18 protein-coding genes are annotated in these 21,469 nt (G+C 59.8%); 7 read left to right on the plus strand and 11 right to left on the minus strand.

Translation table 11 applies throughout. The features are described 5' to 3' along the window. Positions 1-5: 5 nt before the first annotated feature. From QMK54_RS25430 to glpD, 4 genes are all read left to right on the plus strand, one after another. Positions 6-857 carry an MIP/aquaporin family protein gene (locus tag QMK54_RS25430; protein ID WP_110659831.1) on the plus strand — a complete coding sequence of 284 codons (852 nt, stop codon included), beginning with the start codon at positions 6-8 and terminating at the stop codon, positions 855-857. Between the two features lie 73 nt (positions 858-930). Then, positions 931-2,436 carry a glycerol kinase GlpK gene (gene glpK, locus QMK54_RS25435; RefSeq protein ID WP_223591668.1) on the plus strand — a complete coding sequence of 502 codons (1,506 nt, stop codon included), beginning with the start codon at positions 931-933 and terminating at the stop codon, positions 2,434-2,436. A gap of 95 nt (positions 2,437-2,531) precedes the next feature. After that, positions 2,532-3,287 (plus strand): DeoR/GlpR family transcriptional regulator, encoded by a 756-nt coding sequence (locus QMK54_RS25440; protein ID WP_007971301.1) that lies wholly within the window; start codon positions 2,532-2,534, stop codon positions 3,285-3,287. 322 nt (positions 3,288-3,609) lie between these two features. Next, positions 3,610-5,148: a glycerol-3-phosphate dehydrogenase gene (gene glpD, locus QMK54_RS25445; protein ID WP_110659835.1), complete on the plus strand. Its 1,539-nt coding sequence runs from the start codon at positions 3,610-3,612 to the stop codon at positions 5,146-5,148. Positions 5,149-5,215: 67 nt separating this feature from the next. Here the strand turns inward: glpD and QMK54_RS25450 are convergent, their stop codons facing one another. From QMK54_RS25450 to QMK54_RS25460, 3 genes are all read right to left on the minus strand, one after another. Further along, entirely contained in the window at positions 5,216-6,322 is a 1,107-nt protein-coding gene (locus QMK54_RS25450) for an NADH:flavin oxidoreductase/NADH oxidase (protein ID WP_110659832.1), read from the minus strand. Between the two features lie 380 nt (positions 6,323-6,702). Next, on the minus strand, positions 6,703-8,412 hold the full coding sequence (recJ, locus tag QMK54_RS25455) for a single-stranded-DNA-specific exonuclease RecJ (RefSeq protein ID WP_110659833.1): 1,710 nt from the start codon (positions 8,410-8,412) through the stop codon (positions 6,703-6,705). A gap of 66 nt (positions 8,413-8,478) precedes the next feature. Next, a complete protein-coding gene (locus tag QMK54_RS25460) occupies positions 8,479-9,021 on the minus strand; it encodes a YaeQ family protein (RefSeq protein WP_007971297.1) in 543 nt (180 codons plus the stop codon). A gap of 147 nt (positions 9,022-9,168) precedes the next feature. On the opposite strand from QMK54_RS25460, the gene QMK54_RS25465 reads away from it, so the two are divergent. Continuing rightward, positions 9,169-10,368: a CaiB/BaiF CoA transferase family protein gene (locus QMK54_RS25465; protein ID WP_110659834.1), complete on the plus strand. Its 1,200-nt coding sequence runs from the start codon at positions 9,169-9,171 to the stop codon at positions 10,366-10,368. Further along, positions 10,322-11,278 (plus strand): TIGR02285 family protein, encoded by a 957-nt coding sequence (locus QMK54_RS25470; protein ID WP_320401526.1) that lies wholly within the window; start codon positions 10,322-10,324, stop codon positions 11,276-11,278. Before QMK54_RS25465 ends, QMK54_RS25470 begins: the two co-directional genes overlap by 47 nt. A 170-nt stretch (positions 11,279-11,448) precedes the next feature. Here the strand turns inward: QMK54_RS25470 and QMK54_RS25475 are convergent, their stop codons facing one another. The 6 genes from QMK54_RS25475 to xerD all read right to left on the minus strand — a co-directional run bounded on the left by QMK54_RS25475 (position 11,449) and on the right by xerD (position 18,226). Further along, complete coding sequence (locus tag QMK54_RS25475) at positions 11,449-11,736, minus strand: DUF3509 domain-containing protein (RefSeq protein ID WP_223591656.1); 288 nt, start codon at positions 11,734-11,736, stop codon at positions 11,449-11,451. 161 nt (positions 11,737-11,897) lie between these two features. Further along, positions 11,898-13,253: a transporter substrate-binding domain-containing protein gene (locus QMK54_RS25480; protein WP_223591654.1), complete on the minus strand. Its 1,356-nt coding sequence runs from the start codon at positions 13,251-13,253 to the stop codon at positions 11,898-11,900. A gap of 119 nt (positions 13,254-13,372) precedes the next feature. After that, complete coding sequence (gene thrC / locus QMK54_RS25485) at positions 13,373-14,782, minus strand: threonine synthase (protein WP_007971289.1); 1,410 nt, start codon at positions 14,780-14,782, stop codon at positions 13,373-13,375. Between the two features lie 109 nt (positions 14,783-14,891). Continuing rightward, entirely contained in the window at positions 14,892-16,196 is a 1,305-nt protein-coding gene (locus tag QMK54_RS25490) for a homoserine dehydrogenase (protein WP_007998527.1), read from the minus strand. A 134-nt stretch (positions 16,197-16,330) separates the two neighbouring features. After that, positions 16,331-17,062 (minus strand): bifunctional protein-disulfide isomerase/oxidoreductase DsbC, encoded by a 732-nt coding sequence (gene dsbC / locus QMK54_RS25495; RefSeq protein WP_110661271.1) that lies wholly within the window; start codon positions 17,060-17,062, stop codon positions 16,331-16,333. Positions 17,063-17,329: 267 nt separating this feature from the next. Then, positions 17,330-18,226, minus strand: a complete 897-nt coding sequence (gene xerD, locus QMK54_RS25500) for a site-specific tyrosine recombinase XerD (RefSeq protein WP_223591644.1) — start codon at positions 18,224-18,226, stop codon at positions 17,330-17,332. 107 nt (positions 18,227-18,333) lie between these two features. Between xerD and QMK54_RS25505 the strand changes: the two genes are divergently transcribed. Then, on the plus strand, positions 18,334-20,142 hold the full coding sequence (locus QMK54_RS25505; RefSeq protein ID WP_320401527.1) for a sodium:proton antiporter: 1,809 nt from the start codon (positions 18,334-18,336) through the stop codon (positions 20,140-20,142). A 178-nt stretch (positions 20,143-20,320) separates the two neighbouring features. On the opposite strand, the gene rplS is transcribed toward QMK54_RS25505, so the two are convergent. Then, complete coding sequence (rplS, locus tag QMK54_RS25510) at positions 20,321-20,671, minus strand: 50S ribosomal protein L19 (protein WP_003175895.1); 351 nt, start codon at positions 20,669-20,671, stop codon at positions 20,321-20,323. Positions 20,672-20,716: 45 nt separating this feature from the next. Next, on the minus strand, positions 20,717-21,469 hold the full coding sequence (gene trmD / locus QMK54_RS25515) for a tRNA (guanosine(37)-N1)-methyltransferase TrmD (protein WP_007897583.1): 753 nt from the start codon (positions 21,467-21,469) through the stop codon (positions 20,717-20,719).

Here is a 21,469-nt window from a genome sequence, read left to right on the forward strand (position 1 = left end):
TTTCAATGACAACTGCTTTGCAACAACCGTCGCTCTCGAGCCAATGCATGGCCGAGTTTCTGGGTACGGCGCTGCTGATCTTTTTTGGTACGGGTTGCGTTGCCGCGCTCAAAGTCGCGGGTGCCAGTTTTGGCTTGTGGGAAATCAGCATTATCTGGGGCATCGGCGTCAGCATGGCGATCTACCTCACCGCCGGGGTTTCCGGGGCGCACCTGAACCCTGCCGTGAGCATTGCCCTGAGCATTTTCGCGGATTTCGAAAAGCGTAAACTGCCTTTCTACGTACTGGCCCAAGTGGCGGGCGCCTTCTGTGGCGCGTTGTTGGTTTACACGCTCTACAGCAATCTATTCTTCGAATTCGAACAATCGCATCACATGGTTCGCGGCACTCAAGCCAGCCTTGAATTGGCTTCGGTGTTCTCAACCTTCCCAAACCCTGTGTTGACCACCGCCCAGGCATTCCTGGTCGAGGTGATCATTACGGCCATCCTGATGGGCGTGATCATGTCCCTGACCGACGACAACAATGGCCTGCCAAAAGGCCCGCTGGCACCGCTGCTGATCGGCCTGCTGATTGCGGTGATCGGCAGCTCGATGGGACCGTTGACCGGTTTTGCCATGAACCCTGCGCGGGACTTCGGCCCTAAACTGATGACTTTCTTCGCTGGCTGGGGTGAAATTTCCTTCACCGGCGGACGCGATATTCCGTATTTCCTGATTCCTGTTTTTGCACCGATTGTCGGTGCCTGCCTCGGCGCTGCCGCCTATCGCGGGCTGATTGCCCGCCATCTGCCCGGCGCCGTACCTGCTACAAAGGATGAAACACCGGCCATTGACGGCAAACCCAGAACTTCTTGATACCGTCGGCGCGTGCCCTGCCCCTTGATCGCGCGCCAGACCTCACTCCCTTATTTCGTCCAAGGCAATCGACATGACCGACACACAGAATAAGAACTACATCATTGCCCTCGATCAGGGTACGACCAGCTCCCGCGCGATCATTTTCGACCGCGACGCGAACGTGGTCTGCACCGCCCAACGGGAGTTCGCCCAACATTACCCGCAAGCCGGCTGGGTCGAGCATGACCCGATGGAAATCTTCGCCACTCAAAGCGCGGTAATGGTCGAGGCCCTGGCGCAAGCCGGCCTGCACCATGACCAGGTGGCGGCCATCGGCATCACCAACCAGCGCGAAACCACCGTGGTGTGGGACAAGAACACCGGCCGCCCGATCTACAACGCCATCGTCTGGCAATGCCGCCGCAGCACCGAGATCTGCCAGCAACTGAAGCGCGATGGCCACGAGCAATACATCAGCGAAACCACCGGCCTGGTCACCGATCCGTACTTCTCCGGCACCAAGCTCAAGTGGATCCTCGACAACGTCGAAGGCAGCCGCGAGCGCGCACGCAACGGCGAACTGTTGTTCGGCACTGTCGACAGTTGGCTGATCTGGAAGTTTACCGGCGGCAAGGTGCATGTCACCGACTACACCAACGCCTCACGCACCATGCTCTTCAATATCCACACCCTGGAGTGGGACGCGAAGATGCTGCAAGTCCTCGACATCCCGCGTGAGATGCTGCCAGAGGTCAAATCGTCGTCCGAAATCTACGGCCACACCAAAAGCGGCATCGCCATCGGCGGTATTGCCGGTGACCAGCAAGCCGCCCTGTTCGGCCAGATGTGCGTCGAGCCAGGCCAGGCGAAAAACACTTACGGCACTGGCTGCTTCCTGCTGATGAACACCGGCGACAAAGCCGTGAAGTCCCGGCATGGCATGCTGACCACCATCGCTTGCGGCCCTCGCGGCGAAGTCGCTTATGCATTGGAAGGCGCAGTGTTCAACGGCGGTTCCACCGTGCAGTGGCTGCGTGACGAGCTGAAGATCATCAACGATGCCCACGACACCGAGTACTTCGCCAACAAGGTCAAGGACAGCAATGGCGTGTATCTGGTGCCGGCTTTCACCGGTCTTGGCGCTCCCTACTGGGACCCGTACGCCCGTGGCGCACTGTTCGGCCTGACCCGTGGCGTCCGTGTGGATCACATCATCCGTGCCGCGCTGGAGTCGATTGCCTACCAGACCCGCGACGTGCTCGACGCCATGCAGCAGGACTCCGGCGAACGCCTCAAGGCCCTGCGTGTGGACGGCGGTGCAGTGGCGAACAACTTCCTTATGCAATTCCAGGCCGACATCCTCGGCACGCAGGTCGAGCGCCCGCAAATGCGCGAAACCACGGCACTCGGCGCCGCCTACCTGGCAGGCCTGGCCTGTGGCTTCTGGGGTAGCCTTGAAGAGTTGCGCGGCAAGGCCGTGATCGAGCGCCAGTTCGAGCCGACGCTGGATGAAACGGCGAAGGAAAAACTCTACGCCGGCTGGAAAAAAGCGGTCAGCCGCACCCGCGATTGGGCGGCTGAAGACGAGGCTGAGTAAGCGAACTCCAGCCTCCGTATCTGTATGTAACTGGTAGGGAGCAGATTCCTGCGGCATCATGGGCAAATTTTGCACGGCAGCCCAAAGGAAGCCCCATGAATCTGCCTCCCCGTCAGCAGCAAATCCTCGAACTGGTCCGCGAACGCGGCTATGTCAGCATCGAGGAAATGGCCACGTTGTTCGTTGTTACACCGCAGACCATCCGCCGCGACATCAATCAGCTCGCGGAAGCCAATTTGTTGCGTCGCTACCACGGCGGCGCGGCTTACGACTCCAGCGTTGAAAACACCGCCTACGCCATGCGCGCCGATCAGATGCGCGATGAAAAACAGCGTATCGGCGAAGCCATTGCCGCGCAGATTCCCGACCATGCCTCGTTGTTCATCAACATCGGCACGACCACCGAATCCATCGCCCGGGCACTGCTCAACCACAGTCACCTGAAAATCATCACCAACAACCTGCATGTGGCTTCGATGCTCAGCGCCAAGGACGACTTCGACGTGCTGCTGACCGGCGGCAACGTGCGCCGCGACGGTGGCGTGGTCGGCCAGGCGAGCGTCGATTTCATCAACCAGTTCAAAGTCGATTTCGCCCTGGTCGGCATCAGTGGTATCGATGAGGATGGCAGCCTGCTGGACTTCGATTATCAGGAAGTGCGGGTATCCCAGGCGATCATCGCCAATGCCCGACAAGTGATCCTCGCCGCCGACTCCAGCAAGTTCGGACGCAACGCCATGATTCGCCTGGGGCCGATCAGCCTGGTCGATTGCCTGGTCACCGATCAGCAGCCGTCCCCGGCGCTGGCGCAGCTGTTGAACCAGCACAAGGTTCGGCTGGAGGTCGTTTAAGCACACCGCTCCCCTGTGGCGAGGGGGGCTTGACCCCGTTGGGCTGCGAAGCGGCCCCCAAACCATTCAACCGAGATCATTCAGATTCACTCGGTCAGCTGCAATTGCGACAGCTTCGCCGTCGAACGGGGGCAAGCCCCCTCGCCACAAAAGCAGCCTGCAACCTTTCAATGTTCGTAAATTTTCCTTTACCGGCCCTTCGATGAGTATTTTCAATCGAAGCTGACTGGCTGCGCGCGTCTTTATGGGCTAGTATTTTCGCAAATGAACATTAATGTTCGAATTCAAATACAGAACATCAAAGAATTCCGAGGCCGTGCCGATGCCCACTTCTACCTTGCCTACGCCCCCTCTCGCTGAGGTCTACGATATCGCCGTCATCGGTGGCGGGATCAATGGCGTGGGGATCGCAGCGGATGCCGCCGGTCGCGGTCTCTCGGTGTTCCTTTGCGAAAAGGATGACCTGGCCAGCCATACCTCGTCGGCCAGCAGCAAGCTGATCCACGGCGGCCTGCGTTACCTCGAGCATTACGAATTCCGCCTGGTGCGAGAAGCCCTGGCTGAACGCGAAGTGCTACTGGCCAAGGCTCCGCACATCGTCAAGCAAATGCGCTTCGTGTTGCCACACCGCCCGCACCTGCGTCCGGCGTGGATGATTCGCGCCGGTCTGTTTCTCTATGACAACCTGGGCAAGCGCGAGCAACTGCAAGGTTCGAAAAGCCTGAAGTTCGGCCCCGACAGCGCACTGAAAAGTGAGATCACCAAAGGCTTCGAATACTCCGATTGCTGGGTCGACGACGCGCGCCTGGTGGTGCTGAACGCCATGGCCGCCCGGGAAAAAGGCGCCCACGTGCACACCCAGACCCGCTGTGTCAGCGCGCGCCGCACCAAGGGCCTGTGGCACCTGCACCTGGAGCGCGCCGATGGCAGCCTGTTTTCGATCCGCGCCAAGGCATTGGTGAACGCGGCCGGGCCATGGGTTGCGAAGTTCATTCGTGATGACCTGAAGATGGAATCGCCATACGGCATCCGCCTGATCCAGGGCAGCCACCTGATCGTGCCAAAATTGTACGAAGGTGAACACGCGCACATCCTGCAAAACGAAGATCAGCGCATCGTGTTCACCATTCCGTACCTGAACCGCTTCACCCTGATCGGCACCACCGACCGCGAGTACACTGGCGATCCGGCGAAAGTGGCAATTACCGATGGCGAAACCGATTACCTGCTGAACGTGGTCAATGCCCATTTCAAAAAGCAGATCAGCCGCGACGACATCCTGCACAGCTATTCCGGTGTGCGCCCGCTGTGCAACGACGAATCCGACAACCCGTCGGCCGTGACCCGCGACTACACCCTGGCACTGTCTGGCACTGGCGAAGAAGCGCCGTTGCTCTCGGTATTCGGCGGCAAGCTCACCACCTATCGCAAACTGGCTGAGTCGGCGCTGGCGCAACTGGCACCGTATTTCAAGCACATCCAGCCGAGCTGGACCGCCAACGCCACCTTGCCCGGCGGTGAGGACATGACCACTCCACAAGCCTTGAGCTCGCGTATCCGCGACAAGTTCGACTGGGTGCCAAGCGAGATCGCTCGCCGCTGGGCTACCAGCTATGGCAGCCGTACCTGGCGCATGCTCGAAGGCGTACAAGACCTCAGCGATCTGGGCGAGCACATCGGCGGCGGTCTCTACACCCGTGAGGTCGACTATCTGTGCAGCGAAGAATGGGCAACCAGCGCCCACGACATCCTCTGGCGCCGCAGCAAGCTTGGCTTGTTCACAACGGTGGCCGAACAGGAAAAGCTCAAGGACTACCTGAACCAGGTCGAACAGAACCGCAGCAAGATCGAAGCCGCCTGATCGGTCGCTGGCATAAACAAAAGCCCCTGAGTCGCGCGATTCAGGGGCTTTTTCGTATCGATGGAATTCAGTCGCGCAAATCCGACTCGTGAATGGGCTGCTCGCGGTGAGTCGCCCGCTGGTACTGCGCCGGCCACACGGCCTTGTGTCCGCCCAGATCGTCATCGGCATGCAACGCCCAGTACGGATCACGCAACAACTCACGGGCCAGGAAGATGATGTCCGCCTGACAGGTGCGCAAGATGTGCTCGGCCTGGGCCGGCTCGGTGATCATGCCCACCGTGCCGGTGGCCATGCCCGACTCCTTGCGCACGCGTTCGGCGAAGCGGGTCTGATAGCCAGGGCCTGTGGGAATCTCGGCATTCACCGCCGTCCCGCCCGACGAAACGTCGATCAGGTCCGCCCCCAGGTTTTTCAGACGACGCGCCAGCTCCACGGTTTCATCGGGGTTCCAGCCGTCTTCCACCCAGTCGGTGGCCGAGACCCGGACAAACACCGGCAACTCCTCAGGCCAGACCGCACGCACCGCTTCGGTAACCTGCAGCACCAGCCGGATGCGATTTTCGAACGAACCGCCATATTGATCGCGCCGCTGATTGCTCAGCGGCGACAGGAACTGATGCAGCAGGTAACCATGGGCCGCGTGCACTTCGACCACCTTGAAACCGGCCGTCAGGGAGCGCTTTGCCGCATCGACAAAGGCCAGGATCACATTGGCGATCTCGCCTTCATCCAATTGTCTGGGTTGGGTGTGCTGCGGGTCGAACGCAATCGGCGAAGGTCCGACCGGCAACCAGCCGCCCTCGTCGGGTTTGACGCTGCCATGCTTGCCGAGCCAAGGCCGGTAGGTACTGGCCTTGCGCCCGGCATGGGCCAGTTGAATGCCAGCAACGGCCCCCTGGGCGGTGATGAAACGGGTGATGCGTTGCAGAGGTTCGATTTGCTCGTCATTCCACAGACCAAGGTCCTGAGCGGTGATACGCCCGTCGGCGGTGACCGCCGTGGCTTCGGTAAACACCAGCCCGGCGCCGCCGACAGCGCGGCTGCCGAGGTGGACCAGGTGCCAGTCATTGGCCAGGCCATCGGCACTGGAATACTGGCACATCGGTGATACCGCGATGCGGTTGGGCAGGGTCAATTGGCGAAGGGTAAAGGGTTCAAGCAGCAGACTCATGGGGCACCTCTCGAATCAGTGGGCAGGCTCCAGGTTCTGTTTGAATAGTCGACGAGTGACAGGAAAAAGGTACAGCACCCGCCCCCGCGGGCAAAAAATTCGACAAGACGTCACAAGGCCAAAATCAAGCAGTGCTTAGAGCCTAGTCGACATCGGGGGATCAGGGAGGGTTCAAGAATTGAAACACCTCAATAGCAGGTAAATCGAGGTTCTGTGGCGAGGGGGCTTGCCCCCGTTCGGCTGCGCAGCAGCCGCAAATTGATTCGGCACGGTTTATCTTGCCGAATTCGATAGCAGATTTGGGGCCGCTTCGCAGCCCAACGGGGCGGTGCGGCGATCCGACAAGCCCCCTCGCCACAAAAGCAAGGCAGTGATCCGACTTATCGCGGTTCGATGTGGGCAATCATCAGTTGCACAGTCTCGTTGCCACGAAACTCGTTGAGGTCGAGTTTGTAGGCCAGTTCCACCCACTTGATGGTCGGATTCGGCCAGATGTCGCGGTCGATCCCGAAGGCGATGCCGTCGAGCTTCACCGAACCACATTCACTTTTCAGCACGACTTTAAGGTGCCGTTCGCCCACGACCCGCTGTTCGACCAACTGGAACACCCCATGAAACAACGGCTCCGGGAAATGCTGCCCCCAAGGGCCGGCATGCCGCAGGGCGCGGGCCAGTTCCAGGTGGAATTCTTCCACAGCCAGGGTGCCGTCCGACAACAGGCGGCCCGTCAGGTCTTCTTCGCGCAGCTGCCGGCGCACTTCAGCGTCAAAGGCTTCGGCGAACAAGGGGAAATTCGCTTCCGGCAACGTCAGCCCGGCCGCCATCGCGTGGCCGCCGTACTTGGTGATCAGATTCGGATGCTGCGCCGCCACCACGCTCAGGGCATCGCGGATGTGAAAACCCTGGACCGAACGCCCCGAGCCCTTGAGCAGGCCATCTCCTGCATCGGCAAAGGCGATGGTCGGGCGGAAGTAGCGCTCTTTCATCCGCGACGCGAGGATACCAATGACACCCTGGTGCCACTCGGGATCGAACAGGCACAAGCCGAACGGCATCGACTCCACTGGCAAATCCTTGAGCTGCGCCAGCGCTTCACGCTGCATGCCCTGCTCGATGGACTTGCGATCCTGGTTCATGCCGTCCAATTGAGCAGCCATTTCACGAGCCAGGCCTGCGTCTTCGGTCAGCAGGCATTCGATGCCCAGGCTCATGTCATCCAGGCGTCCTGCCGCGTTCAGTCGCGGGCCGACAATGAACCCCAGGTCGGTGGAAGTGATGCGCGCATGGTCACGCTTGGCCACTTCGAGGATCGCCTTGATCCCCGGCCGTGCACGCCCGGCGCGAATCCGCTCGAGGCCCTGATGCACCAGGATCCGGTTGTTGGCATCCAGCGGCACCACGTCGGCCACGCTGCCCAGGGCCACCAGATCGAGCAGTTCGCCGATATTCGGCTGCGGCTTGCTGGTGTACCAGCCGAGCTCGCGCAACCGCGCACGCAGGGCCATCAGCACATAAAAAATCACCCCGACACCGGCCAGCGCCTTGCTCGGAAATTCGCAACCCGGCTGGTTCGGGTTGACGATGGCATCAGCCAAGGGCAGTTCGTCACCGGGCAAGTGGTGATCGGTTACCAGCACCTTGAGCCCGGCCTTTTTCGCCGCTGCCACGCCTTCGACGCTGGAGATGCCATTGTCGACGGTGATCAGCAAATGCGGCTGACGCTCCAGCGCCACCGCGACGATCTCCGGTGTCAGGCCGTAGCCGTAATCGAAACGGTTCGGCACCAGGTAATCGACATGCGCCGCCCCCAGCAAACGCAGGCCCAGCGTGCCCACGGTACTGGCTGTCGCGCCGTCGGCATCGAAGTCGCCGACGATCAGAATGCGCTGGCGCTGTTCGAGCGCCGTCAGCAGCAGATCCACGGCGGCATCGATGCCCTTGAGTTGCTGGAACGGAATCAACCGCGCCAGGCTCTTGTCCAGTTCCGCCTCCGATTGCACGCCCCGCGCTGCGTACAAGCGGGTCAACAGCGGTGGAATATCACCGAGGAATGGCAGGGTGTCGGGCAGCAAGCGAGGTTCGATGCGCATGGGGTGACAGGAGCTTCTCTTCAATACGTAGGATAAAACCGGGTGACGCAGTGCAGTGACGAAAAATCAGCCGCGTTCACCGGCCAGCCACTGCAACTGGACTTCGTGCTGACCACGGTCGTCGGTAACGAAGATCGTCCCTTCGCTGATCATCACGTCCCACTTGATGACGCGGGGCATGTCTTTGGCCAGGGTTTCCAGGACTTCCTGAGGCACGGCAGCGATGTTGACGTTCTTCAGGTTTTTCACCGCCGGCACCACCTTGCCTTCCCACACGCGCAGGCTGCCGTAGGCCAAAAGGCTGGTGCGCTCGGTACGGCGCGAACACCAGGTCAGGCGCTCGGCATCGGGCTGGCCGACTTCGATCCAGTGCAGGACGCGGTCATCCAGGCTTTTTTCCCACAAGGCCGGTTCATCCACTTCCGACAGACCACGGCCAAAGGACAGCTGCTCGTTGTACCAGAGGGCGTAGGCCAGCAGGCGCACGGTCATGCGCTCTTCGGTTTCCGAAGGGTGACGGGCGATGGTCTGCTTCACGCTCTCATAGACACTGCGGTCGAGGTCGGTGAGGTTCAGTTCAAACTTGTAGGTCGTGGACGGCTGGGCCATGAACGGGCTTCTTGATACGAGGAAAGGCGGCAAGTCTAACCGATGCGACGGGCAATCCACGAATTGAAGGTGATCAACCTCAAGCGCCTGACAGTCGGCTATGTTAAAACGCTGTATTCGCTCAACCCTTGTCCTACAGGATCCCGCATGCCGTTCACCGCCAAACCGCTTTCCGGTCTGAAAGTCATCGAATTGGGTACCTTGATTGCCGGCCCGTTTGCTTCACGCATTTGCGCCGAGTTCGGCGCCGACGTGATCAAGGTCGAGTCCCCGGACGGCGGCGATCCGTTGCGCAAGTGGCGCAAACTGTATGAAGGCACTTCGTTGTGGTGGTTCGTCCAGGCGCGCAACAAAAAATCCCTGACCCTCAATCTCAAGCACCCCGAAGGCCAGGCGATTCTGAAACAACTGCTGAGCGAAGCAGACATTCTGATCGAGAACTTTCGTCCCGGTGTCCTGGAAAAACTCGGCCTGGGCTGGGACGTCCTGCACGCCTTGAACCCGAAACTGGTCATGGTGCGGCTGTCGGGATTCGGCCAGACCGGCCCGATGAAAGATCAGCCCGGCTTTGGCGCGGTTGGCGAGTCCATGGGGGGCCTGCGCTACATCACCGGTTTCGAGGATCGGCCACCGGTGCGCACTGGCATTTCCATCGGCGACTCGATTGCCGCGCTCTGGGGCGTGATCGGCGCGTTGATGGCCCTGCGTCATCGCGAGGTCAACGGCGGCCAGGGGCAAGTGGTGGACGTGGCGCTGTATGAAGCCATCTTCGCCATGATGGAAAGCATGGTCCCCGAGTTCGACGTGTTCGGCTTCATCCGCGAACGCACGGGCAACATCATGCCGGGCATCACCCCGTCCTCGATCCATACCAGTGCCGACGGCAAACACGTGCAGATCGGCGCCAATGGCGATGCGATTTTCAAACGCTTCATGCTGATCATTGGCCGGGAAGACCTGGCGAACGACCCGCAGCTTGCCAGCAACGATGGCCGCGATGCCCGACGCGACGAAATTTATGGCGTCATCGATCGCTGGGTCAACTCGTTGCCGCTGGACACCGTACTGGCGCAACTCAATCAGGCCGACGTGCCGGCCAGCCGGATCTTCAGCGCCGAAGACATGTTCAATGACCCCCAGTACCTGGCGCGGGAAATGTTCCTGCAAGCCAAGCTGCCGGACGGCAAAGACTTCAAGATGCCAGGCATTGTGCCGAAACTCTCTGAGACACCCGGTGAATGTGAATGGGTCGGGCCTCAACTGGGTGAGCACAACGCACAGGTACTCCAGGAACTTGGCTATGACGCGTCGCGGATCGCACAGTTGCGCAAAGACGGAGCCATCTGATCTGAGGCGCCCACCTCGACGCTACCCGTCGCGCGACGGGTGGCTGCCGTGCATGCTGGCGATTTTACTCTTGCTCCTCGAACCGATCCCGTCAGCCCTGGCGCAACCCAAGGAAAACCTGATCTGGCTCAAGCGCGACCTGCCGCCGCTGACGATCTTCGACGGGCCGAAAAAAGGCCAGGGCGTCATCGATCAACTACTTCCACTCTTGATAGCCGGCATGCCGCAGTACCAGCACAGCGTGATGAGGGTCAATCGCGCACGTGGGCTGCAAATGCTCCACGAACCGTCTCTCGTCTGCGACGCTGCGCTGAACTGGAGCAAGGAACGGGAACAATGGATCGCCTTTTCCATTCCGGTCTTTCGCGCCATGAGCAATGGCCTGGCCGTGCGGCGCGCTGACCAGAAAGTGCTGGCTCCCTTCATCAAGGATGGCGAAGTGGACCTGGCAGCGCTGCTCGCCAGCGGCCGCGAAAAACTGGGCGTTATTGCCGAGCGCAATTACGGCGAATACCTCGATGGGCTGCTCAAGCAAGCGCCAGTCGATGCACTGACGCCTCATTACGGCAACGACGCCTTGGGCAGCCTGCTGCAAATGCAGCGCCTGGGACGCTTGCGCCTGCTGTTGGGCTATCGCCCGGAAATTCGCTACCAGGCTTCATTGCAAGGCATCGCCGAGGATGAACTGCAGTTCTATCCAATCAGTGGCACGGGCAAATACCTGTCCGGTTACATCGGTTGCACCGACACGCCAAAGGGCCGCCAGGCCATTGTCGAAATCAACCAGGTGCTGCGCACCCTTCCCCGCGAACGCCTTGATGAGGCCTACGCCGCCTGGCTGGACCCCGAAAGTCGCAGCGATTACCTGAAAGACACCAAGGCGTTTTTCGACAATCTGGCGCAGCCATGAAAAATCCCGGGCAAAAAGAAACCCCAAGAAGTGGGGAGACGACTCGGGGTTAAACGTGGCCTGCTTAGAGACCAGTAGCAGCAAGCTACAAGCACCGGAGCACAATGCTTGATCCTGCTGTTACAAAGTCTGACCGACCTGGGCGCGGGAAGGTTCCCACAAAAAACCGTTCAATTGCGGCTGGACAGAAGCTTGTCCTGTGCCGCATTACGCAATGCCGCGATGACACAAGGCTCAAGGCGTCCTTCGGCGATCAGCACGTCGCGGTGCAAACCGTCGACCACATCCGTCAGCAGGCGCTTGTCATTCAACTGGGCCTGATTGAACTCGCGCTCGACCACCGTCGCACCGATAGCATTCTTCAGGGTCACCCGGCATTCGCCACGAATGCCTGACGGGGTCAACGTAACCTGATACGGGCTCAGCGCTTCACCGAGCAACAGACTGATACTTTCCATCCCGATCACCACTCAATAGTCTGAAAACAACGTGCCTGGGGCATGCCTACAACAAATGACCGCTGGCCCGAGAAGAAAGTTCTGGATACTGACCGCAGGCGAACCTGCAGCCCAGTCAAGAGAGCATGCACGGCGAACATGACAGAGAAAAAACGCAACCATCACGTCTGTCGGGTACGCCGGGCGATGTCGGCCCAGCCCCCCAACAATCCTCGTAGCTGGCCATCCGCCGTGTAGAACGGCACCGTCCACTGGTAGATATCCCTGACGCCTTCCTTGAACAACAATTGACGCTCGAAGAAGCGCGACCGGCGCGTTTTCAACTGCGCCAGAAATTCGCCATGCAGCAGTTCCGCGGTTTGTCTGGGCATGACATCGACTTCGATCAGCTGCCGCCCCTGCATCCGGTCAAAACGTGTCGCCAGGGCGTCCTCATAACTTTTGTTGCACATGATCAAACGCCCGTGCAGGTCCCGGACAAACATCGGGTCAGGCATGGCATCCATCAGGGCATGCTGGAATGCGAGCTGATCGTGCAGGCTCCTTTGGGCATCGAGCCGCTGCCTGACCACCACCGCCAACCGCCGATTCCAGAGCAGGGACAACAGACAGAACAGGCTGAGCACAAACATGCCCCAGCAAATCCACGTGTCAAATCGCTGCCAGAAGCCAGGTGCCTGTAGCGTGATAGCGCCGCCGAACCACTTACGGCGAAGATCGCGCAGTTCCTGTTCAGTAAACGCCTCAAGCGCCTTGTTGAGGATACTCAGCAACTGCGGCTGGCCTTTGCGCACCGCCAGATAATCCCCATCCCATTTGCCCGGCACCACGGCGCCGATCTGTAGCCGGTCCGACGGAATAAGCTGGGCGCGGATTTCACTTTCGATAGTGGCGTAGGCTTCGCCGCTTTCCACCCAGGCGCGGGCTTCGGCGTGGGTTTTAACCGAACGCAACTCGATGGACGGATAATTGCGACGGATCATCGCTTCCAGTGCATGCCGGGTCGGCAGCACCACCACCCGCTTCGCCAGATCCTCCAGCGACTGCACCGGTGGTGTTCCGGGCTGCCCGACAAAGACCCATCCTGCACCGCCGAACGCATGGCTGAAATCGAGAAACGCCTTGCGTTCGTCATTCATCGCCAGGGTCGTACTCAAATCCGCAGCGCCGCTTTCCAGATGGGCCAGCATCTGATCGGTGGAAAAAGACTCTTGGTAAACGAACTGCAACCCCGTCATGTCACTGATGCGTTTGAGCAGGTCATTGTTCAGACCCGTCCATTGACCATACTCATCCTTGAACTGGTACAACGGGTATTCCAGTGCCGTGACCACGACCCGTGGATGGTTGGCTATCCACTGCAACTCCTGGTCATCCAGCACGACCACTGAACGTGCGACAGACTTCCCACGCTCCTGGATCGTTGCCGGGCTTGCCGCTCCCCATTGGGCAACACCCAGGATGCCGAGCAAAAACAGCCAGCGCGTGACTGACTTGAACACACTTGTAAACAGCATTCCCATGTCCTTGGTGATCCATACGCCTGTCCTTTCGCGGCGATAACATGACAAGTGTGCATGCAGAAATGAAAAAGCCCGTCAGGAGACGGGCTTCAAAATGTTACAGCGCTGACCGGTTACAGCGGCTTGCCACGGTTGCCATGCTGGCTGACAAAGGCCTGCACGGCCTTCAAGTCATTTGGCAATACGGTGCAACGTTCGTCTCGCTCAAACAAATCAGAAAGATGTACAGGCAGTTCGAGCGCTTTTCCTACACCGGCTTTTTCCACGGCGTCCGGGAATTTGACCGGGTGGGCAGTGCCCAGGATCACCATTGGAATGTCCAGGCTACGGCGGCATTCCCGCGCGGCTTTCACGCCGATGGCAGTGTGCGGGTCCAACACTTCGCCAGTCTGCTCGTAGACTTCGGCGATGGTTTCGCAGGTTTGCGCGTCATCCACGGCCAGCGAGTCGAACAACTTGCGGGCTTCGGTCCAGCGCTCTTGCTCGACGCTGAAACCACCGCCCTGCTTGAACGAATCCATCAACCCGGCGATTGCCGCGCCGTTGCGACCATGCAGGTCGAACAGCAAGCGTTCGAAGTTCGATGACACCATGATGTCCATGGACGGCGACAGAGTGGCGTGCAGGGTTTCCTTGACGTACTGGTTGCCGCTCATGAAGCGGTGCAGGATGTCGTTGCGGTTGGTGGCGACGATCAACTGATTGATCGGCAGGCCCATGTTGCGCGCCAGGTAACCGGCGAAAATGTCGCCGAAGTTGCCGGTCGGTACCGAGAACGCCACCGAACGCGCCGGGCCGCCCAACTGCAGGGCTGCGTGGAAGTAGTAGACGATCTGGGCCATGATCCGCGCCCAGTTGATCGAGTTCACAGCCACCAGGCGAGTGCCCTTGAGGAAACCCTGGTCGGCGAAGCTCGCCTTGACCATTTCCTGGCAGTCATCGAAGTTGCCTTCGATGGCAATGTTGTGAATGTTCTCACCGAAAATGGTGGTCATCTGCCGACGCTGCACTTCGGACACCCGGTTGTGCGGGTGCAGGATGAAAATGTCGACGTTTTCGCAGTGCTTGCAGCCCTCGATGGCGGCCGAACCGGTATCACCGGAAGTAGCGCCGACGATGACAACACGCTCGCCGCGCTTTTCCAGCACGTAGTCGAGCAGGCGACCGAGCAGTTGCAGGGCGAAGTCCTTGAACGCCAGGGTCGGACCGTGGAACAGCTCCAGCACCCATTCATTGCCGTTCAACTGACGCAGCGGTGCCACGGCGCTGTGGGCGAACACACCGTAGGTTTCTTCGAGGATTTTCTTGAAATCAGCGTCTGGAATGCTGCCGGTGACGAACGGGCGCATGACGCGGAAAGCCAGTTCGTGATACGGCAGGCCGGCCCAGGAAGCGATTTCTTCCTGGGTGAAACGTGGCAGGTTTTCCGGGACGTACAGACCGCCGTCGGTGGCAAGACCTGCCAGCAGGACGTCTTCGAAATTCAGGGCCGGTGCCTGGCCGCGGGTACTGATGTAGCGCATAGGGGCAAACCTTCGGTTTGAGCTTTGAGCTTCAAGCCATAAGCGACAAGTTAAAGCTGGACTGCTTTCAACTTGTCGCCAGGGGCTTACAGCTCGCCGCTGTTTTTATTTAGTTCAGGTGCTCGACACGGATACGTACGACCGGACCAACCACGCCCGCCAAAGCTTCCAGAGCAGCGATGGCGTCGTTGATGTGCTGTTCCAGCACGCGGTGGGTCAGCAGGATCATCGGCACCAGGCCGTCGTGCTCCTCGGCTTCCTTCTGCATGATCGACTCGATGTTGATGCCGCGCTCCGAGAGGATGCTCGCGACCTGAGCCAATACGCCCGGATGGTCCTTGGCCTGAATACGCAGGTAGTAGGCGCTTTCGCAGGCTTCGATCGGCAGGATTGGGTGAGCCGACAGCGAATCCGGCTGGAACGCCAAGTGCGGTACACGGTTTTCCGGGTCGGAAGTCATGGCGCGGACCACGTCCACCAGGTCGGCGATCACCGACGAAGCGGTCGGCTCCATGCCGGCACCGGCACCGTAGAACAGGGTCGAACCGGCAGCATCGCCATTGACCATTACCGCGTTCATCACGCCGTTGACATTGGCGATCAGGCGATCGGCCGGGATCAGCGTCGGGTGCACGCGCAGTTCGATACCGGCCGCGGTGCTACGCGCCACGCCCAGGTGCTTGATGCGGTAGCCCAGCGCTTCGGCGTAGTTCACGTCGGCGGTGGTCAGCTTGGTGATGCCTTCGGTGTAAGCCTTGTCGAATTGCAGCGGGATGCCGAACGCGATGGACGCCAGGATCGTCAGCTTGTGGGCGGCGTCGATACCTTCGACGTCGAAGGTCGGATCGGCTTCGGCGTAACCCAGGGCCTGGGCTTCGGCCAATACGTCTTCGAAGGTACGACCTTTCTCGCGCATTTCCGTCAGGATGAAGTTGCCGGTGCCGTTGATGATGCCGGCCACCCAGTTGATGCGGTTGGCGGACAGGCCTTCGCGGATCGCCTTGATCACCGGAATGCCACCGGCTACCGCCGCTTCGAACGCAACGATCACGCCCTTCTCGCGAGCCTTGGCGAAAATTTCATTACCGTGAACGGCGATAAGTGCCTTGTTCGCGGTGACCACATGCTTGCCATTCTCGATGGCCTTGAGTACCAGCTCGCGGGCAACGGTGTAGCCGCCCATCAGCTCTATAACGATGTCGATCTCAGGGTTCGTGGCCACTTCGAAGACATCGTTGGTAATCGCAATACCGGTCGTTTGGAACTGAGGCTTTGGCGTGCGCATGGCAATTTGTGCCACTTCGATCCCACGCCCGGCACGACGAGCAATTTCCTCGGCGTTGCGCTGAAGTACGTTGAAGGTACCGCCACCGACGGTTCCTAACCCACAGATGCCTACTTTGACCGGTTTCACTGTGAACTCCCCATAAAACGGCCGACTCGAGGCCGGCCGTGAAAACAACCGCAGACTCGCGGTTCTCTATTGATGGCCCGGCGAATGTCGCTACCGGACCATGATCGTCAATGGCTGACCGTGACGATGCGAATTTACTTCGCGCCCAGCGCCAGTTTGGCGACTTGTGGCGCAGGCTGGTAGCCCGGAATGACCTGACCGTCGGCCAAAACGATGGCCGGTGTACCGTTCACGCCAATCGACTGGCCGAGTGCGAACTGTTTGGAAACCGGGTTATCGCACTTGGCGGCCTTGATTTCCTTGCCGTCGACCATTTTGTCCATGGCCGCTTTCTTGTCTTTCGAGCACCACACTGCCTGCAACTGTTCGTCGCCCGGCGAGCCCAGGCCCTGACGCGGGAACGCGACGTAACGCACTTCGATGCCGCGCTTGTTCAGCTCGGGCACTTCGGCGTGCAGCTTATGGCAGTACGGGCAGGTGGTGTCGGTGAATACGGTGATGTGCGACTTGGTTTCGCCAATAGCCGGGTACACCACGGTTTCCGCAACCGGAATATCATTGATCAGCTTGGAGATGCCCAGGCGTTCGGTCTTCTCGGTCAGGTTGACCGGCTTGCCGTCCTTGAGATCGAACAGGTAGCCCTGAACCACGTACTGGCCGTCGGCACTGGCGTACAGCACACGGCTGCCTTGGAGTTTGACTTCGTACAGGCCAGGCAACGGGCTGGCGGTGATGCTTTCTACCGGCACTTCGAGCTGGAGGTTTTCCAGGCTTTTACGAATGGCTTTGTCGGCCGCGTCATCGGCGACGGCAAAGGTGCTGACCAACGCAATGGCTGCGGCGGCGAAAATCTGGGTCAGACGCATGAGAACTCCTGAAGGCGAACATATGGGACGATCAGAACGCCCGTGCCGAAACACCGGGTCATAACCGCCCATCGTGCAAACCGGCCAAGCCTATCACATAAGGCCCCTGTGGCGAGGGGGCTTGCCCCCGTTCGGCTGCGCAGCAGCCGTGATTCCGATGTATGCAGGGTGCCTGAATGAACTGGGTGAAGGGTTTTAGGGCTGCTTCGCACCCCAACGGGGGCAAGCCCCCTCGCCACAGGTCTGTATTCCATTTCAAGGGCTGCGTTAGCCTCTGGGATGGTGCTTGGCATGCAGATCCTGCAAGCGTGCCCGGGCAACGTGAGTGTAGATCTGGGTCGTCGACAAGTCGCTGTGCCCCAGCAGCATCTGCACCACCCGCAAGTCTGCGCCGTGGTTGAGCAGATGCGTGGCAAAGGCATGGCGCAGGGTGTGCGGCGACAGCGACTTGCCGATCCCGGCGACCTTGGCCTGATGCTTGATGCGGTGCCAGAAGGTCTGGCGGGTCATCTGCTCGCCACGCTGGCTCGGGAACAGCACATCGCTGGGACGCCCGCCAAGCAGTTCGCCGCGGGCATCACGCATGTAGCGTTCGACCCAGACAATTGCCTCCTCGCCCATCGGCACCAGCCGCTCCTTGCTGCCTTTACCCATCACGCGCAACACGCCCTGACGCAAATTGACTTGTTCCAGAGTGAGGCTGATCAACTCGGTCACCCGCAGGCCACAGGCATACAGCACTTCAAGCATGGCCCGGTCACGCTGACCGATGGCTTCGCTCAAGTCGGGCGCCTTCAGCAAGGCTTCCACATCCGCCTCGGACAAGGACTTTGGCAGTGGCCTGCCGAGTTGCGGCATATCAACGCGCAATGTCGGATCGACCGAGATCACCTTTTCCCGCAACAGATAGCGATAGAAGCCACGCACACCCGAGAGAAATCGCGCCGTGGAGCGTGGCTTGTAGTTCTGCTCCAGGCGCCAGGCCAGGTGGTCGAGTATCAACTCGCGACCGGCATTGACCAGTTCCAGCCCCTTGTCCTGCAGCCAGCCGTTGAACAGCGCCAGGTCACTGCGATAGGCATCGCGGGTGTTATCGGAAAGGCCTTTCTCCAGCCACAGGGCATCGAGGAATTGGTCTATCAGCGGGTTATCGATGGCAGGCATGGGTACTCGAATCATGCAGCCTGGAGGCCGCGCACGAAATTAAAATTGGACATGGAAACGGCCGCTAGTCTTTCATAGGCCGCCATTTCAAGGAACAGGGAGCAGCAATGAGCGAGCAGCAGATTTTATTGGCATTTGGCGGGATAGGCGCGGCGGCGCTGCTTTGCCAATGGCTGGCCTGGCGGTTGAAATTGCCGGCGATTCTTTTTCTGCTGTTGACCGGCATCCTGGCCGGCCCCGTGCTGCACTTGCTCGACCCGCAGGAGATGTTCGGACCACTGTTGATGCCGCTGGTATCACTGGCAGTGGCGCTGATCCTGTTCGAAGGCAGCCTGACCCTGCATCTGTCCGAATGGCGCGAAATCGGCAGCGTCGTCCATCGTCTGGTCACCATTGGCGCCCTCTCCACCTGGGTGGTCATTGCTGTCGCCACTCACTGGCTGCTGGATTTCGACTGGATGCTGGCCATCCTGTTCGGCAGCCTGACCCTGGTGACCGGGCCGACCGTGATCGTGCCTATGCTGCGCGTCGTGCGCCCGAAAGCGTCGATTGCCAACATCCTGCGCTGGGAAGGCATTGCCATCGACCCCATCGGTGCCCTGCTGGCGGTGGTCGTCTATAGCTTCATTATCGCCAGCTCCAAAGGTAACGGCCTCGAGGAAAGCCTGCTGACCTTCGGTGGCGTGATTCTGTGCGGCAGCCTGTTCGGTGTTTCTGGCGGCTGGTTGCTCGGTACACTGATTCGCCGCCAGTGGCTGCCGGAATACCTGCACAACCTGGCAGCGCTCGCGGCAGTCCTGGGTATTTTCATTGGCTCCAACGAAGTCACCAACGAATCCGGGTTGCTGGCCGTGACCTTGATGGGCATGTGGCTGGCCAACATGAAAGGCGTCGACGTGCGGCACATCCTGCACTTCAAGGAGAACCTCAGCGTGCTGCTGATCTCCGGCCTGTTCATTCTGCTGGCGGCACGGCTGGACTTGAATGCCATGATCGGCCTCGGGCCACTGGTGCTGATTTTGCTGCTGGTCATTCAGTTCATCGCCCGTCCTTTGAATGTGCTGCTAAGCACGGCAGGCTCCAGCCTGGGTTGGCGTGAGCGAGCGCTGCTGGCGTGGATTGCGCCAAGGGGTATCGTGGCAGCGGCGGTGTCGGCAATCTTCGCCATTCGCCTGCATGAGGCCGGCCATCAGGGGGCATTGCTGCTGGTGCCGCTCACCTTTGCGGTGATCATCGGCACGGTGGTGTTGCAAAGCGCGACGGCACGACCGCTGGCTCGCTTGCTGAAGGTGGCGGAACCGGCACCGAGTGGTTTCCTGATCATCGGTGCCAACGGACCTGCGCGCACCCTGGGCAAGGCACTGCAACAACTAGGCAGTCGCGTACTGCTGACGGATTCGAGCTGGGAAAACATTCGCGTAGCGCGGATGGAAGGCTTGCCGACTTATTTTGGCAATCCGGCGTCACAACATGCCGATGCACATCTGGACCTGGTAGGCCTTGGGCACTTGCTGGCGCTGTCGCCTTCTGGCGAGATGAACACCCTGGCGCTGATGCGCTTTCGTCATGAACTGGGCCATCAGCGCATGTTCGGCCTGGCCAGCGGCCAGGAAAGCCGCCGCACCGACAAACACCGCACCAGCCTTGAACATCGCGGCAATCAATTGGGCAGCGAAGCGCTGACCTACGCCAAGCTCGCCAGCCAGTTGAGCCAGGGCTCGGAGCTATACAGCACGACATTGACGGATGGCTTCGGCTGGGACGATTACCGCGCGCTGCATGGTGAGCGGGCGACTTTGCTGTTCGTGCGCGACGACAGCGGCTGGGTGCATGTGGTGACGCCGGAGAGCACGTTGAAGCCTGCTGCCGGGTGGACGCTTCTGGCGTTGATTCAGCCCGAGATCAGCGGCGCCTGACAGATCGATTCGCCTTGTAGGAGCTGGCTTGCCAGCGAAGGAGGTGTTTCAGTCGACACATTCATCGACTGGACGGCCGTCTTCGCTGGCAAGCCAGCTCCTATTACAGGGAACGGACAAATCGCAGGCAACAAAAAAGCAGCCCGTAGGCTGCTTTTTTCTGCATCGGAAGCTGGACTTAAGCCAGTTTTTCCTTGATGCGAGCTGCTTTACCCGACAGGTCACGCAGGTAGTACAGCTTGGCTTTACGTACGTCACCGCGACGCTTGACAGCCATGCTGTCGATTTGCGGGGAGTAGGTCTGGAAAGTACGCTCTACGCCAACACCGTTGGAGATCTTACGAACGGTGAATGCACTGTTTACGCCGCGGTTACGCTTGGCGATAACAACACCTTCGAACGCTTGCAGACGCGAACGGTCGCCTTCCTTCACTTTCACCTGAACGACAATGGTGTCGCCCGGGGCAAAGGTAGGGATCTCTTTGGTCATCTGCTCTGCTTCGAGTGCAAGGATGATTTTGTTAGTCATGCTGTGCTCCTAAGGTAAATCGTCTGATCTACCATCGATACGTTGTTAACTATCGTCCCGCTCGCGGATGTATTCCTCGAGCAGCTTCTTCTCTTCTCCAGAAAGCGAGCGGCTTTCCAGAAGATCGGCGCGTCGTTCAAAGGTCCGACCAAGGGACTGCTGTAAACGCCAACGCCGGATGTGCGCGTGATTGCCACTTAGCAATACGTCGGGAACACGCTGATCCGCATACACCTCCGGTCGGGTGTAGTGCGGGCAATCCAGCAAACCATCCGTAAAGGAATCTTCCTCGGCGGAGTCCGCATGCCCTAAAGCTCCAGGCAGCAGTCGTGTAACCGCATCGATCAGGACCATCGCCGGCAGCTCGCCGCCAGACAGTACATAGTCGCCAATCGACCACTCTTCATCGACATGAGCATCAATAAAACGCTCGTCAATGCCTTCATAGCGGCCGGCAATCAGGATCAATGCATCCAGATTCGCCAACTCGCGTACCGCCGACTGAGTCAGTTGACGGCCTTGGGGCGACAGGTAAATTACCTTCGCCGCCTCCCCGGCTGCTGCCTTGGCCTGAACCAGAGCATCTTCCAGGGGCTTGATCTTCATCACCATGCCCGGACCACCGCCAAACGGGCGATCGTCCACAGTGTGATGTCGATCCGTCGTGTAGTCTCGCGGATTCCAACAGGTGAGCTGCAAGAGCCCCTGTTTCACCGCACGACTGGTGATGCCGTACTCGCTGATGGCGGAGAACATCTCGGGAAACAGACTGATCACTTCTACGCGCAAGTTAGCCAC

The sequence above is a fragment of the Pseudomonas sp. P5_109 genome (assembly GCF_034009455.1).
In the GTDB taxonomy this organism is placed as follows: Bacteria; Pseudomonadota; Gammaproteobacteria; order Pseudomonadales; family Pseudomonadaceae; genus Aquipseudomonas.

What these genes read in the sequence shown, in the direction of transcription:
- QMK54_RS25465 (WP_110659834.1), top strand. Translation starts at nt 9,169, where the DNA reads ATGCCGTTCACCGCCAAACCGCTTTCCGGTCTGAAAGTCATCGAATTG.
- QMK54_RS25470 (WP_320401526.1), top strand. Translation starts at nt 10,322, where the DNA reads ATGACGCGTCGCGGATCGCACAGTTGCGCAAAGACGGAGCCATCTGAT.
- recJ (WP_110659833.1), bottom strand. Translation starts at nt 8,412, where the DNA reads ATGCGCATCGAACCTCGCTTGCTGCCCGACACCCTGCCATTCCTCGGT.
- QMK54_RS25430 (WP_110659831.1), top strand. Translation starts at nt 6, where the DNA reads ATGACAACTGCTTTGCAACAACCGTCGCTCTCGAGCCAATGCATGGCC.
- dsbC (WP_110661271.1), bottom strand. Translation starts at nt 17,062, where the DNA reads ATGCGTCTGACCCAGATTTTCGCCGCCGCAGCCATTGCGTTGGTCAGC.
- glpD (WP_110659835.1), top strand. Translation starts at nt 3,610, where the DNA reads ATGCCCACTTCTACCTTGCCTACGCCCCCTCTCGCTGAGGTCTACGAT.
- QMK54_RS25475 (WP_223591656.1), bottom strand. Translation starts at nt 11,736, where the DNA reads ATGGAAAGTATCAGTCTGTTGCTCGGTGAAGCGCTGAGCCCGTATCAG.
- rplS (WP_003175895.1), bottom strand. Translation starts at nt 20,671, where the DNA reads ATGACTAACAAAATCATCCTTGCACTCGAAGCAGAGCAGATGACCAAA.
- xerD (WP_223591644.1), bottom strand. Translation starts at nt 18,226, where the DNA reads ATGCCTGCCATCGATAACCCGCTGATAGACCAATTCCTCGATGCCCTG.
- QMK54_RS25440 (WP_007971301.1), top strand. Translation starts at nt 2,532, where the DNA reads ATGAATCTGCCTCCCCGTCAGCAGCAAATCCTCGAACTGGTCCGCGAA.
- QMK54_RS25460 (WP_007971297.1), bottom strand. Translation starts at nt 9,021, where the DNA reads ATGGCCCAGCCGTCCACGACCTACAAGTTTGAACTGAACCTCACCGAC.
- QMK54_RS25480 (WP_223591654.1), bottom strand. Translation starts at nt 13,253, where the DNA reads ATGCTGTTTACAAGTGTGTTCAAGTCAGTCACGCGCTGGCTGTTTTTG.
- QMK54_RS25505 (WP_320401527.1), top strand. Translation starts at nt 18,334, where the DNA reads ATGAGCGAGCAGCAGATTTTATTGGCATTTGGCGGGATAGGCGCGGCG.
- glpK (WP_223591668.1), top strand. Translation starts at nt 931, where the DNA reads ATGACCGACACACAGAATAAGAACTACATCATTGCCCTCGATCAGGGT.
- thrC (WP_007971289.1), bottom strand. Translation starts at nt 14,782, where the DNA reads ATGCGCTACATCAGTACCCGCGGCCAGGCACCGGCCCTGAATTTCGAA.
- QMK54_RS25450 (WP_110659832.1), bottom strand. Translation starts at nt 6,322, where the DNA reads ATGAGTCTGCTGCTTGAACCCTTTACCCTTCGCCAATTGACCCTGCCC.